Origin of the sequence: Methylorubrum sp. POS3, assembly GCF_043352485.1 — a bacterium.
GTDB lineage: Bacteria > Pseudomonadota > Alphaproteobacteria > Rhizobiales > Beijerinckiaceae > Methylobacterium > Methylobacterium suomiense.
Map to the genome: position 1 here is coordinate 3,550,634 of NZ_JAPRBT010000001.1, position 12,831 is coordinate 3,563,464.

Sequence of the window (12,831 nt, forward strand, 5' to 3'; positions counted from 1 at the left end):
GGCCATCCTGCGTTAAGTTCGCGGGCCAACGGGAGGCGTTCACGATCGTTCCGCCCGGTCCCGCCGCTGCGGCGATCAGACCGGGATGGGGCCCGCATTTGCCCGTGGCCCGCACGCCACGCTAGGATCGGTCGGCTTGCCCGTATGGCGATCTTCGAAGGATCCGGGAGGATGCGACGATGAGCGAGGCGATGACGGACGCGCTGCCGTCGACCCGGGGCGGTGTGGTCGCCTACCTGACGGTGGACGGGGCGATGCGCGCGGCCGAATTCTACCGGTAGGCCTTCGGGGCCGAGATCGCGGCCGCGATGCCCGTGGACGAGAAGGGGCGGACCATGCACGTCCACCTCACTCTCAACGGAAGCTCGCTGATGCTCTCCGACGCCTTTCCCGAGTACGGCCATCCGCTCCAGGCACCGGAGGCCTTCAACCTGATGCTGCCGGTGGACGACATCGCCGCGTGGTGGGATCGTGCGGTGGCGGCCGGCGCCACGGTGGTGACGCCGTATCAGGAGATGTTCTGGGGCGACGTCTACGGGCAACTGCGCGACCCGTTCGGCGTGACCTGGGCGATGAACCAATCGAAGCGGCCGACCTAACCGGGCTTCTGCGCCGCCTCACACGCCGGCGGTCGCACCCGGCCATCCGGCATGACCCCGCTCACGAGGAGTTGGAGCCGAGGAGCCCCCCGCATGACCGAGGATGCCGACGATCCCCGCGATCTCGTCCTGACCCGCCTGATCCACGTGCCGCGCCGCGCCCTGTGGCGAGCCTGGACCGAGCCGGACTTGCTCCGGCAGTGGTTCGCCCCGAAACCCTACACGACCCCGGTCGCCGAACTCGACGTGCGGCCCGGCGGGACGAGCCTCATCGTGATGCGCAGTCCCGAGGGGCAGGATCTGCCCAATCCCGGCGTCTATCTGGAGGTGGTGCCCGAGGCGCGCCTCGTCGTCACCGATGCCTACACCCGTGCCTGGGTGCCCTCCCCCAAGCCGTTCCTGACGGTGATCCTCACCTTCGCGGACGAGGCCGGCGGCACCCGCTACACCGCGCGGGCCCGCCACTGGACGCTCGAGGACCGTGCCACCCACGAGGCCATGGGGTTTCACCAGGGCTGGGGCCTCTGCGCCGACCAGCTCGAAGCGGTGGCCAAGGGGCTCGGTTGAGCCCACGCCGAGGTTTCAAGTCGAGGTTTCGAAGGGACAAGTCCTTTCAGCGGGTCCAGGGCAGAGCCCTGGACTTCCGTCAGACCGGCTCGACGCGGTAGCGCAGCCAGACGGTGCCGTCGTCGAAGGGTTCGAACGCCGTGCGGGTGAGGCGCAGGCGCGCCCCCATCGAGTCGGCCTCCTCCCCGTCGAAGTCGAACAGGGCCGGCGTGCCGAACACGCCGTCGACGGCCGGCGCCAGGAGCAGGCTCAGCTCGTCGATCAGCCCGGCCTTCAGGAGCGAGCCGTTGATGCGTCCGCCGCCCTCCACCAGGAGCCGCTCGATGCCGAACAGGGCCTTGAGCTTCCTCAGCGCCAGGGCGAAATCGACCTCCCGCTCGCCCGCCAGGATGTAGGATTGTCCCCCGGCGCGCAGGCGGCGCAGGCGGTCGTCGGAGGCTTGGTGCGTCGTCACCACGACGACGTGGTCGCCGGTGATGTCGTTGCGCGCGCCCCAATCCATCGCGCCGCGCGCGTCGAGCGCCACCGCGTAGCCGGAGGCGTCCGCCTTGGCCACATGGTCCTCCCGTGAGACCGGCTCCTCCGGCGGGGCCTCGGGCAGCGGCTGCGCGCTGTCGGCGTAGCCCTGCATGGTGATGCGTCCGCACATCCAGGCGTCGCCCCCGAGCGTGCCGTGGACCTCCTCGTAATGGGCGTCCGCATCGACCGTCTTCCAGCGCCGCACCTTGATGCGCCCGTCGACGGACGTGGTCATGTGGCAGACGGTATAGGGACGGTCTGGATGGGACTCGCTCATGAAACGTCGATCCGGCTCGGTTCGGGGTTCGTCTGAACTAGAGCGACCCTGAGCGATGTCCCAGCCGCGTCCGTCAGCCGCGGCGGCTCATCTTGCCCGCCATGCCCTCGCAGCAGCAGCCCTTGCCGCCCTTGGAATCGGCGCGGCTCATGCTCATGCCGCTCTTCATGCTCCCCTTCATATCCCCCTTGGCACAGAGGCCGGCCTTGCCCTTGGCGCCGCCGCAGCAGCTCATCGCCAGGGCCGGCGCGGCGCCCAGCAGCAGCAGGGCGGCCGCACCCGCAACGAGTGTCTTCACGATGTCGTCTCCGTCGGAATTTTTGGCGTCTTCGCCGTCGAGGACGCTGCACCTTCCTACCGTGGCAAGGTCAAGTGCGAGGGAGACAAGCATCGTGGAAGGAAGATCTCAGCCTTCCTTGGGCTCCGAGGCAAGATAGGCTTCGAAATACGCGATGGTCTTGGCCAAGCCCTCGCGCAGGGAGATCGTCGGCTCCCAATGCAGCACGGCGCGGGCCCTGGCGATGTCGGGCCGGCGCTGGCGCGGATCGTCCGGCGGCAGCGGCCGGTGGATGAAGGCCGATGACGAGCCGGTGAGGTCGCGCACGGTCTCCGCCAGCTCGCGGATCGTGAACTCGCCCGGATTGCCGATATTGATCGGGCCCGTCACCTCGGGACCGGTCGCCATCATCCGCAGCATCGCCTCGATCAGGTCGTCGACGTAGCAGAACGAGCGGGTCTGCTGGCCGTCGCCGTAGAGGGTGATGTCCTCGCCCTTCAGCGCCTGGACGATCAGGTTCGAGACCACGCGCCCGTCGTTGGGATGCATGCGCGGCCCGTAGGTGTTGAAGATGCGCACCACCTTGATCGGCACCTGGTGCTGGCGGTGGTAGTCGAAGAACAGCGTCTCGGCGCAGCGCTTGCCCTCGTCGTAGCAGGAGCGGAAGCCGATCGGGTTCACCCGGCCCCAATATTCCTCCGGCTGCGGATGCACCTCCGGATCGCCGTAGACCTCCGAGGTCGAGGCCTGAAGCACGGTCGCCTTCACCCGCTTGGCGAGGCCGAGCACGTTGATCGCCCCGTGGACGCTGGTCTTCGTCGTCTGCACGGGATCGAACTGGTAATGCACCGGCGAGGCCGGGCAGGCGAGATTGTAGATCTCGTCCACCTCGACGTAGAGCGGGAAGGTCACGTCGTGGCGCATCAGCTCGAAGGACGGATGATCGAGCAGGTGGGCGACGTTGCGGCGCGCGCCGGTGAAGAAGTTGTCGACGCACAACACCTCGTGGCCCTGCGCCAGCAGCCGCTCGCAGAGATGCGAGCCGAGAAAGCCGGCGCCCCCCGTGACGAGGATCTTCTTCATCGTGCCGTAGCGCATCGTCGCCGCTTTCCGCAGTCTCTTCTTCGGCCTCGGCCGATCTCGTCGATCGGTTTTGCGGGTCGTCCTTCCGGGTGACCTTGCCGGTCGTTCTCGCCCCGCCAGTCCCGGGGCGCACCATGCCCGGCGGCGGCGGGCGGCACAACGTGGTCCGCCCCGTCCGGCTCCGATAGGCTCCCCGGCCTCGAGACCGATGCGGAGACGGAACCGATGGCGCGCTACGTCGCGGAGGTGGAATGGGCCTTGGGCGAGGGCGAGGATTTCGCCGCCGGCCGCTACGGCCGCGGCCATCGCCTGCGCTTCGACGGCGGCGTGGTGCTGCCGGGCTCGGCCTCGCCCCATGTCGTCGGCAAATGGGCCGATCCGGCGGCGGTCGATCCCGAGGAGATGCTGGTGGCGGCCCTCTCGTCCTGCCACATGCTGAGCTTCCTCCACGTCGCCCGCCTCGCCGGGTTCGATGTCGGCGCCTACCGCGACCGCGCGGAGGGGACCATGGCCGAGATCGCGCCGGGGCGGCAGGCGGTGACGCGGGTGGTGCTGCACCCCGCCATCGACTGGGCCGGGTCGGCGCCCGACGCGGACCGGCTGGCGGCCCTCCACGCGGAGGCGCACGCGGTCTGCTTCATCGCCAATTCGGTGCGGGCGGAGGTGATCGTCGCCTGAGGGCCGAGCTGCGTCCTCGTCGCGATGCGCCCTTGTGGCGATGAGCCCTTGGCGTGGCGGCGTCCGCCGGTGCATGTCCTGAGGCCGCCGCATCTTCGAGGACCGCCATGACCGACCTGACGCTCGCCGCCGCCCAGACCCTCGTGGCAACCGCGCTGAGGACCGCTCGCGAGCGCGATCTGAAGCCGCTCGCGGTCGTGGTCTACGACGCCCGCGGCGCCCTCAAATGCCTCGCGGCGGAGGACGGCACCTCCCTGCGCCGCACCGAGATCGCCCGCGGCAAGGCCAACGGGGCGCTGGCGCTCGGCCTCGGCTCGCGGGCCATCGCCAAGCGGGCCGAGGAACAGCCGCATTTCGTGGCCGCGGTGAGCCATCTCGTCGGACCCGACGCCCTGGTGCCGGTGCCCGGCGGCGTGCTGATCCGCGACGCGCAAGGCCGCCTGCTCGGCGCGGTCGGGGTCTCCGGCGACACCTCGGACAACGACGAGATCTGCGCGCTCGCCGGCATCGAGGCGGCCGGACTCGCCGCCGAGACCGGCGCCTGACCCGGGTGGCGCGGCCCGACCGACGCCGCTGGCTGCGGGGAGGCGCCGCCTTCGCCGCGGGACTGGTGCTCCCTCCGCTCGCCGCGGGACCGGCGCGGGCGGCGGGCGCGCCGGTCTATCGCCGGGGCAACGACGCGGATCCGGAGACGCTCGATCCGCACAAGACCTCGACGGTGGCCGAGGCGCATATCCTGCGCGACCTGTACGAGGGGCTGCTCACCTACGACAATCGCGGTGCCATCATCCCCGGCGCCGCCGCGCGCTGGAGCGTCTCCGACGACCGCCTGACCTACCGCTTCGCCCTGCGCCCCGACGGGCGCTGGTCCAACGGCGATCCCGTCACGGCCGAGGATTTCCTGTATTCCCTGCGCCGCATCCTCGATCCGAAGACGGCGGCGAAATACGCCGAGGTGCTGTTCCCGATCCGCGGCGCCGCCGCCGTCAATGCCGGGGAGGCGCCCCCCGAGACGCTCGGCGTGTCCGCCCCGGACCCCGGCACGGTCGAGATCGGGCTGGCCGAGCCGGTGCCCTACTTCCTCGAACTCCTGACGCACCAGACGGCCTTGCCGGTCCACCGCCCGACGCTCGCCCGCTGGGGCGACGGCTTCACCCGGCCGGGCCGCGCCGTCACCAACGGGTCCTACGCCCTGGTCGATTGGGTGCCGAACGACCGCATCACCCTGCGGAAGAACCCGCATTTCCGCGATGCGGACGCGATCCCGATCGAGCAGGTCGATTTCGTGCCGACCCCCGACCTCGCGGCGGCGGTGCGCCGCTACGCCGCCGGGGAGATCGACTCGCTCGCCGATCTCCCCGCCGACCAGATCGCCTCGCTGAGGGCGCGCTTCGGCGCGCAGGTGCGGCTCGGGCCGGGGCTCGGCCTCCTCGCCATCGGGGTGAACACGCGCAAGAAGCCCTTCGACGACGCGCGGGTGCGCCGCGCCCTGTCGCTCGCCATCGACCGGGAGTTCCTGAGCGCCGCCGTCTGGGGCGAGACCATGGCCCCGGCCTATTCCTTCTGCCCGCCGGGTCTCGACAACGCCCTGCCCTCCCCGCTCCTGCCCGGCCGCGAGGATGGACCGATCGACCGCGAAGAGCAGGCCCTGCGCCTTCTGAGGGAGGCGGGGTTCGGCCCCGAAAACCCGTTGCGCGTCGAGTACCGGTTCAACGTCACCGACAACAACCGCAACACCGCCATCGCCCTGGCCGATGTCTGGCGCGGCATCGGCGTGACGACCCGCTTCGTCGCCACCGACGCCAAGACCCATTTCGCCTACTTACGCGACGGCGGCGATTTCGACCTCGCCCGCATGTCCTGGATCGCCGACTATTCCGATCCGCAGAACTTCTTGTTTCTGCTGCGCACCGGCAACGATGGGTTCAATGCCGGGCATTGGTCGAATCCGCGCTTCGACGGGCTGCTGACGGCGGCGGCGCAGGAGCGCGACGTCGCGGGCCGCGCCCGGATGCTGTTCGACGCGGAGGCCATCGTGCTCGACGAACTGCCCTGGATTCCGGTGCTGCATTATCGCTCGAAGGCGCTGATCTCGCCCCGGCTGCACGGCGTGCACGAGAACATCCGCAACGCCGCCCCCACCCGCTACCTCCGGCTCGATCCGTGACCGCCCTGCTCCTGCGCCGGCTGGCGCAAAGCCTGCCGACGCTGTTCCTCGTGATCGCCGGCAGCTTCTTCCTGATCCGGCTCGCCCCCGGCGGCCCGTTCGATCTGGAGCGCCCGCTGCCGCCCGCCGCCATGGAGAATCTGCGCCGCGTCTACGGCCTGGACGCGTCGCTGCCCGAGCAGTTCGCCCGCTACCTCGCCGGTCTCGCCCGGGGCGATCTCGGGCCCTCCTTCACCTTCCGCGATCTCACCGTCGCCGATCTCTTCGCCCGCGGCCTGCCGGTCTCGGCGACGCTGGGGGCGCTCGCTCTGGTTCTGGCGCTGGGGCTCGGCCTCGCGCTCGGCAGCCTCGCCGCCCTCCGCCGCGGAGGGCTCGCCGACCGCTGCGTCGGGCTCATTGCCTCCCTCGGGCTCGCAGTGCCGAACTTCGTCGTCGCCCCCCTCCTTCAGATCGGGTTCGGGCTCGGGCTGGCATGGCTCCCCGTCGGCGGCTGGGGCGGGGGACATCTGAGAAACCTCGTCCTGCCGGTGATCACGCTGGCGCTCCCGCATGCCGCCGGCATCGCCCGGCTCACCCGGGCCTCGCTCGCCGAGATGCTGGTGCAGCCGCATATCCGGACGCAACGCGCCATGGGGTTTTCGCGCGGCCGCGTCGCCCGCCATGCGCTCCGCGGCGCGTTGCTGCCGGTCGTGGCTACGCTCGGCCCCCTCGCCGCCGGGCTGATGACCGGCTCGGTCGTGGTCGAGACCATCTTCGGCCTGCCCGGCATCGGCCGCTACTTCGTCGATGGGGCGCTCAACCGCGACTACACCCTGGTGATGGGCACGGTGGTGCTGGTGGGCATCCTCGTCCTCGTCTTCAACCTGATCGCCGACATCCTAGCCGCCCTCCTCGATCCCCGCGTGAGGGCCGCCGCGTGAGCGCGTCGCTGGCCGCCCTCGCCCGTCGCCGCCTCGCCCGCGATCGCGGCGCCGTGGCGGCGTTGATCGCGCTGGTCGGCATCGCGCTCGCCTGCCTGATCGGCCCGTTCCTCACCGGCCATGCGCCGGAGCGGATCTATCCCGATTTCGTGCGAACCGCCCCGAGCCTGTCGGCTCATCCGACGCCCGGCGAGGTGCGCCCGGCCCTCGACAGGCTCGCCCTGCGCATGCGCGTCACCCTGGAAGACGTGCGCCCCGAGGGCGATCGTGTCCGCCTGACGCTCACGGCGCCGAAGCCCATCGACGCGCGCAACCTCGTGCTCCTCCCCCGCTCCGACCTGTTCGGGACCGCGACCGTCGTGGAGCGGTCGCCGGACGACACCAGACTCGTCGTCGAGGCGCCGGTGCGGCGTCTCCATTTCTGGCTCGGCACCGACATGCTCGGGCGCGACCTGCTCACCCGCTGCCTCGTCGCGGGCCGGATCTCGCTCCTGATCGGGCTCGTCGCGACGCTGGTCGCCCTCTCCCTGGGGGTGGCCTACGGCGCGGTCGCGGGCCTCGTCGGCGGGGGGCTCGACGCGCTGATGATGCGCGTGGTCGACATCCTCTACGCCCTGCCCTTCGTGTTCTTCGTCATCGTGCTCCTGGTGTTCTTCCGCGCCGGTCTGTGGCTGGTGCTGGTGGCGGTGGCCGCGGTCGAGTGGCTCGACATGGCCCGCATCGTCCGCACCCAGACGCTCAGCCTGAAGAGCCGCGACTTTTTTCGCGCGGCCTATGCCCTCGGTTCGGGCACCGGGGCGGTGCTGGTGCGCCACGCCGTGCCCAACACGCTCGGGCCGATCATCGCCGCCGCGACCCTGCTGGTGCCGCGGGTGATCCTCCTCGAGAGCTTCCTGTCCTTCCTCGGCCTCGGCGTGCAGGAGCCGGCGACGAGCTGGGGCGTGCTGATCGCCGAAGGGGCGCGGGCGCTGGAGGCCGCGCCCTGGATGCTCGTGGCGCCCGCGGGCCTTCTGGTGCTGACCCTGGTGGCCCTGAACCGCCTCGGCGACGGCCTGTCGGACGCCCTCGACCCGCGGCTGGGACGTCCGTAACCCCACGGACGTCATCCCGGGGCCGCGCAGCGAAACCCGGGATCGACCCGTGATGCGCGGCTATGAAAGGCGTCGTGGCCGATCGGGGCTTCCGGGTTCCGCCATGCGGTCCCGGAATAGGGGTGAACGGCGCGAAAGTCGGCGGCGCGACCGCTTATCCTTGACTTCCCCCCCTCCCCGTGAATGGTGCCGGCCTCATTCTCAAGAGCCCGCCATGCACCGTTACCGTACCCACACCTGCGGGGCGCTCCGCCCGTCCGACGTCGGCGGAAGCGTCCGCCTGTCCGGCTGGTGCCATCGCATCCGCGACCATGGCGGCGTGCTCTTCATCGACCTGCGCGACCATTACGGCCTGACGCAGTGCGTGATCGACACCGATTCCAAGGCCTTCAAGGCGGCCGAAATCGTCCGCTCGGAGTGGGTGATCCGCATCGACGGGCGCGTCCGCACCCGGCCCGCGGGCACCGAGAACCCGGACCTGCCGACGGGGGCCGTCGAAGTCTATATCGACGATCTCGAAGTGCTCGGGCCCGCGGGCGAACTGCCGCTCCAGGTCTTCGGCGACCAGGAATATCCGGAGGAGACGCGGCTCAAGTACCGCTTCCTGGATCTGCGCCGGGAGAAGCTGCACGCCAACATCATGAAGCGCGGCGCGATCGTCGATTCGCTCCGCCGCCGCATGCGCGAGGGCGGCTTCTTCGAGTTCCAGACGCCGATTCTGACCGCCTCGTCGCCCGAAGGCGCCCGCGACTACCTCGTCCCGTCGCGGGTCCATCCCGGAAAGTTCTACGCGCTGCCGCAGGCCCCGCAGCAGTTCAAGCAGCTCACGATGATCGCGGGCTTCGACCGCTACTTCCAGATCGCGCCCTGTTTTCGCGATGAAGATGCCCGTGCCGACCGCTCGCCGGGCGAGTTCTACCAGCTCGATATCGAGATGAGCTTCGTCACGCAGGAGGACGTGTTCCAGGCGGTCGAGCCGGTGCTGCGCGGCGTGTTCGAGGAATTCGCCAACGGCAAGCGCGTCACGAAGGAATTCCCACGCATCACCTACGCCGACGCGATGCTGAAATACGGCGTCGACAAGCCGGATCTGCGCAACCCGCTGATCATCGCCGACGTCACCGACGAGTTCGCTGAGGACGCGGTCGAGTTCAAGGCGTTCAAGGGCGTCATCAAGGCGGGCGGCGTCGTGCGCGCGATTCCCGCCACGGGGGCGGCGGGCCAGCCGCGCTCGTTCTTCGACAAGCTCAACGACTGGGCCCGCTCCGAGGGCGCGCCGGGCCTGGGCTACATCGTGTTCGAGGAGGAGGGCGGCGCGCTCACCGGCAAGGGGCCGATCGCCAAGTTCATCCCCGCCGATATCCAGGCGCGGATCGCCGCGAAGGCCGGCGCCAAGGCGGGCGACGCGGTGTTCTTCGCCGCCGGGACCGAGGCCAAGGCCGCCGGGCTCGCCGGCAAGGCGCGCATCCGCATCGGCGACGAATTGAACCTGTCGGATAAGGACCAGTTCGCGTTCTGCTGGGTCGTCGACTTCCCGATGTACGAGTGGAACGAGGAGGAGAAGCGCATCGACTTCTCCCACAACCCGTTCTCGATGCCCAATTTCGAGCGCGAGGACTTCCTGGCGCTCGGCGAGGCGGATTCCGAGAAGATCCTCGGGATCAAGGCGTTCCAGTACGACATCGTCTGCAACGGCATCGAGCTGTCGTCCGGCGCCATCCGGAACCACCGCCCCGACGTGATGGAGAAGGCGTTCGCCATCGCGGGCTACGGCCGCGACGTGCTGGAGGAGAAGTTCGGCGGCATGCTGAACGCCCTGCGCCTCGGCGCCCCGCCGCACGGCGGCATCGCGCCGGGCGTCGACCGCATCGTCATGCTGCTCTGCGAGGAGCCGAACATCCGCGAGGTCGTGCTGTTCCCGATGAACCAGCGCGCCGAGGACCTGATGATGGGCGCCCCCGCCGAGGTCACGCCGAAGCAGCTGCGCGAGCTGCATATCCGGCTGAACCTGCCCGAGAAGAAGGGGTGAGGCAGCCTCCAAACCTTCCCCCCTCCACGGGGGAGGGGGGAGGAAGCGGGGCGGCCCTCACCGCCGTCGTCGTCGCCCATGACAGCGCCGACGCCCTGCCCGACTGTCTCGCGGCCCTGAATCGCGAGGGTGTCCCGGTCATCGTGGTGGACAATGCCAGCTGCGACGCCTCCGTCGCGGTGGCGCGGGCGCACGGCGCGCGGGTCGTCGCCCATCCCCGCAACGAGGGTTATGGCCGCGCCAACAATATCGGCGTGCGCGCCGCCGCGGACGCCTCCCACGTCCTGATCCTCAATCCCGACCTGATCCTCCAGCCCGGTGCCGCCGCGGCGCTGATCGCGGCCGCGCGGGCATGGCCCGATGCGGGTCTCCTCGCCCCGCGCATCCACGAGCCGGACGGGCGCTTCTTCTTTCAGCCCCGCTCGCTGCTCGCCCCCTACCTGACCAATCCGAAGGGCCTGCGCGCCCTGCCCGAGGGCGATGCCTGCGCCCCGTTCCTGGTGGGCGCCTGCCTCATGGTCGAGCGGGCCCTCTTCCTCCGACTCGGCGGGTTCGACGAGAACATCTTCCTGTTCTACGAGGATGACGACCTCTGCCGCCGGGTGGCGGATGCGGGCCGCGCCCTGATCCACGTCCACGGCGCCGTGGCGCTGCACGGGCGCGGGCGCTCCTCGGCGCCGCAGCCCGGCCGGGTTCTTCGGACGCGCTGGCACCAAGCGTGGTCGCGGGCCTACGTCTCGCGCAAATACGGCCTGCCGAACCCGAGCCTCGGGATGCTCGCCGCCAACGCCCCCAAGGCCCTGCTCTCCGCCCTCATCCTGCGCCGCGCCGGCATCGAGCGCTACGGCGGCTCGGCCCTGGGCGCGCTCGCGGCCCTGCGCGGCGTCTCGGCGCTCGCCCGCGAGGGGCTCGCGCCGTAACGACCGGCCGGCGCAGGCCCTGCGGCGTTTGCGGCGGCAGGCGGCGTTCATGCGGGCATGGTGGAGCCCCCTGCCCCGCCCTAGCTCACCTCTGGGAAAACGTGGAGCGCGCCGGGGACATCCGGCCGCGATCGGCGTTTCCCGAAGCATTCCCCCCGTCGAGCGGCGTCCGAGCCCCCGGCTCGCCCCCAATCCGCCCACAGGAGCACGAGCGAAGCACGCATGAAGGTCGTCGTGGATCTCAACCGCTGCCAGGCCTACGCCCAATGCGTCTACGCGGCGCCGCGGCACTTCGTGCTGCATGGGCGCGAGGCGCTGATCTACGACCCCTCCCCCGACGAGGCCGCCCGCGCCGAGATCGAGCGGGCGGTCCATGCCTGCCCGGTCCGGGCCATCACCGCCCTGCCCGACCCGGCCGGAGAGACGAAGTGACCGCAGGCCCGTCCGGCCCCCCCGAGCGGATCCTCGTCGTCGGCGCCTCGCTTGCCGGCCTCTCCGCCGCCCATGCCCTGCGCGCGGAGGGCTTTGCTGGGGCGCTGACCCTGGTCGGCGACGAGCCGCACGCGCCCTACGACCGGCCGCCGCTGTCGAAGCAGGTGCTGCGCGGGTTGTTCTCGCCGGACACCACCCTCCCGCGCCGTCCGGAGCTGCGCGCGGAGTTCCGCCTCGGCACGCCCGCGAGCTGCCTCGACTGCGAGGCTCGCACCGTGACGCTCGCCGACGGCTCGACCCTCCCCTACGATCGCCTGCTGATCGCCACCGGCACCCGGGCGCGACCCTGGCCGAACCCGGAGGAGGCGTCGCTCGACGGCGTCTTCACCCTCCGCACCCGCGACGATGCGGCCCGGCTCTCGGCACGGTTCAAGGCGGGGCCGAAGCGCGTCGTCCTCGTCGGCGGCGGCTTCATCGGCTTCGAAGTCGCCTCGACCTGCCGCGACCTCGACATCCCAGTCAGCCTGCTGGTGCGCGACGGACAACCGCTCGCCGCCGCTCTGGGGCCGCGCCTCGGCGGCCTCGTCGGGACGATCGCGAAGGAGCGCGGCGTCGATCTGCGCCTGGGGGCCGAGATCGAGCGGATGGACTCCGAGGGCGGCCGCCTCACCGGCGTGACGCTGAAGGACGGCGAGCGGATCGAGGCCGATCTCCTCGTCGCCGCGATCGGCGCCGTTCGCAACGTCGCGTGGCTCGAAGGCTCGGGCCTCGCGGCGGACGAGGGCGGCGTGCTCTGCGACGGCTATTGCCGGGCGATCCGCGCGAACGGCGACATCGTCCCGGACGTGTTCGTGGCCGGCGACGTGGCGCGCTGGCCGAACCCGCATCAGGGCGAGGCGCTGGTCGCCGTCGAGCATTGGGGCAATGCGCGGGCGCAGGCCGAGGCGGCCGCGCGCAACATGCTGGCCGGTCCCGCGGCCGGACTCACGCGGCACGATCACCTGCCGGATTTCTGGTCGCAGCAATTTGGGCTGACGATCAAGCTCGTCGGGCTGGCCGACGGCGCCGACAGCCTCGCCGTCGTCCACGGCTCGCTCGACGCGCGCCGCTTCGTGGCGCTCTACGGGCGCGAGGGCCGCACCGTGGCGGCGGCCTCGATCGACAGCGCCCGCTGGTTGCCGGCCTACGAGGCCGCGATCCGCGAGGGGGCGCCGTTTCCGCCGATCGAGGGCGCGATCGACCAGCCTCGCCTCCGCATTGAGGAGCCGTGAC

The 12,831-nt window shown here is 71.0% G+C and carries 13 protein-coding genes and 1 pseudogene; 11 read left to right on the plus strand and 3 right to left on the minus strand.

The annotated features are described in order from the left end of the window. Positions 1–179 precede the first annotated feature (179 nt). Both OWC43_RS16400 and OWC43_RS16405 read left to right on the plus strand, forming a co-directional pair. A pseudogene (locus OWC43_RS16400) lies at positions 180–599 on the plus strand (VOC family protein). A gap of 93 nt (positions 600–692) precedes the next feature. Next, a complete protein-coding gene (locus tag OWC43_RS16405; RefSeq protein ID WP_393957446.1) occupies positions 693–1,166 on the plus strand; it encodes an SRPBCC family protein in 474 nt (157 codons plus the stop codon). 79 nt (positions 1,167–1,245) lie between these two features. On the opposite strand, the gene OWC43_RS16410 is transcribed toward OWC43_RS16405, so the two are convergent. From OWC43_RS16410 to OWC43_RS16420, 3 genes are all read right to left on the minus strand, one after another. Beyond that, the gene (locus OWC43_RS16410) at positions 1,246–1,962 is read right to left on the minus strand and encodes a RibD family protein (protein WP_137831175.1); all 717 of its coding nucleotides are present in this window, start codon (positions 1,960–1,962) and stop codon (positions 1,246–1,248) included. 73 nt (positions 1,963–2,035) lie between these two features. Next, positions 2,036–2,260, minus strand: coding sequence for a hypothetical protein (locus OWC43_RS16415; protein ID WP_238308593.1), 225 nt, complete (start codon positions 2,258–2,260; stop codon positions 2,036–2,038). A 108-nt stretch (positions 2,261–2,368) separates the two neighbouring features. Further along, a complete protein-coding gene (locus tag OWC43_RS16420; protein ID WP_393957448.1) occupies positions 2,369–3,337 on the minus strand; it encodes a UDP-glucuronic acid decarboxylase family protein in 969 nt (322 codons plus the stop codon). Positions 3,338–3,547: 210 nt separating this feature from the next. On the opposite strand from OWC43_RS16420, the gene OWC43_RS16425 reads away from it, so the two are divergent. The 9 genes from OWC43_RS16425 (at position 3,548) to OWC43_RS16465 (ending at position 12,830) form a co-directional block, all read left to right on the plus strand. Further along, positions 3,548–4,000: an OsmC family protein gene (locus tag OWC43_RS16425; RefSeq protein ID WP_393957449.1), complete on the plus strand. Its 453-nt coding sequence runs from the start codon at positions 3,548–3,550 to the stop codon at positions 3,998–4,000. Positions 4,001–4,107: 107 nt separating this feature from the next. Then, positions 4,108–4,545, plus strand: a complete 438-nt coding sequence (locus OWC43_RS16430; protein ID WP_393957450.1) for a heme-binding protein — start codon at positions 4,108–4,110, stop codon at positions 4,543–4,545. Between the two features lie 5 nt (positions 4,546–4,550). Then, entirely contained in the window at positions 4,551–6,167 is a 1,617-nt protein-coding gene (locus tag OWC43_RS16435) for a peptide ABC transporter substrate-binding protein (protein WP_393957451.1), read from the plus strand. Further along, a complete protein-coding gene (locus OWC43_RS16440) occupies positions 6,164–7,087 on the plus strand; it encodes an ABC transporter permease (RefSeq protein WP_393957452.1) in 924 nt (307 codons plus the stop codon). Before OWC43_RS16435 ends, OWC43_RS16440 begins: the two co-directional genes overlap by 4 nt. Further along, positions 7,084–8,178, plus strand: coding sequence for an ABC transporter permease (locus OWC43_RS16445; RefSeq protein ID WP_393957453.1), 1,095 nt, complete (start codon positions 7,084–7,086; stop codon positions 8,176–8,178). The genes OWC43_RS16440 and OWC43_RS16445 overlap by 4 nt, the downstream gene beginning before the upstream one ends. A 214-nt stretch (positions 8,179–8,392) precedes the next feature. Then, entirely contained in the window at positions 8,393–10,207 is a 1,815-nt protein-coding gene (gene aspS / locus OWC43_RS16450; protein ID WP_137831167.1) for an aspartate--tRNA ligase, read from the plus strand. Continuing rightward, entirely contained in the window at positions 10,204–11,127 is a 924-nt protein-coding gene (locus OWC43_RS16455; protein WP_393957454.1) for a glycosyltransferase family 2 protein, read from the plus strand. Before aspS ends, OWC43_RS16455 begins: the two co-directional genes overlap by 4 nt. A 222-nt stretch (positions 11,128–11,349) precedes the next feature. After that, positions 11,350–11,559, plus strand: a complete 210-nt coding sequence (locus OWC43_RS16460; RefSeq protein WP_393957455.1) for a ferredoxin — start codon at positions 11,350–11,352, stop codon at positions 11,557–11,559. Beyond that, complete coding sequence (locus tag OWC43_RS16465) at positions 11,556–12,830, plus strand: NAD(P)/FAD-dependent oxidoreductase (RefSeq protein ID WP_393957456.1); 1,275 nt, start codon at positions 11,556–11,558, stop codon at positions 12,828–12,830. Before OWC43_RS16460 ends, OWC43_RS16465 begins: the two co-directional genes overlap by 4 nt. Position 12,831: the final 1 nt, after the last annotated feature.

Excerpts from the sequence above, each read along its gene's own strand:
- aspS (WP_137831167.1), top strand. The coding sequence starts at position 8,393 with ATGCACCGTTACCGTACCCACACCTGCGGGGCGCTCCGCCCGTCCGAC.
- OWC43_RS16410 (WP_137831175.1), bottom strand. The coding sequence starts at position 1,962 with ATGAGCGAGTCCCATCCAGACCGTCCCTATACCGTCTGCCACATGACC.
- OWC43_RS16425 (WP_393957449.1), top strand. The coding sequence starts at position 3,548 with ATGGCGCGCTACGTCGCGGAGGTGGAATGGGCCTTGGGCGAGGGCGAG.
- OWC43_RS16430 (WP_393957450.1), top strand. The coding sequence starts at position 4,108 with ATGACCGACCTGACGCTCGCCGCCGCCCAGACCCTCGTGGCAACCGCG.
- OWC43_RS16405 (WP_393957446.1), top strand. The coding sequence starts at position 693 with ATGACCGAGGATGCCGACGATCCCCGCGATCTCGTCCTGACCCGCCTG.
- OWC43_RS16460 (WP_393957455.1), top strand. The coding sequence starts at position 11,350 with ATGAAGGTCGTCGTGGATCTCAACCGCTGCCAGGCCTACGCCCAATGC.
- OWC43_RS16420 (WP_393957448.1), bottom strand. The coding sequence starts at position 3,337 with ATGCGCTACGGCACGATGAAGAAGATCCTCGTCACGGGGGGCGCCGGC.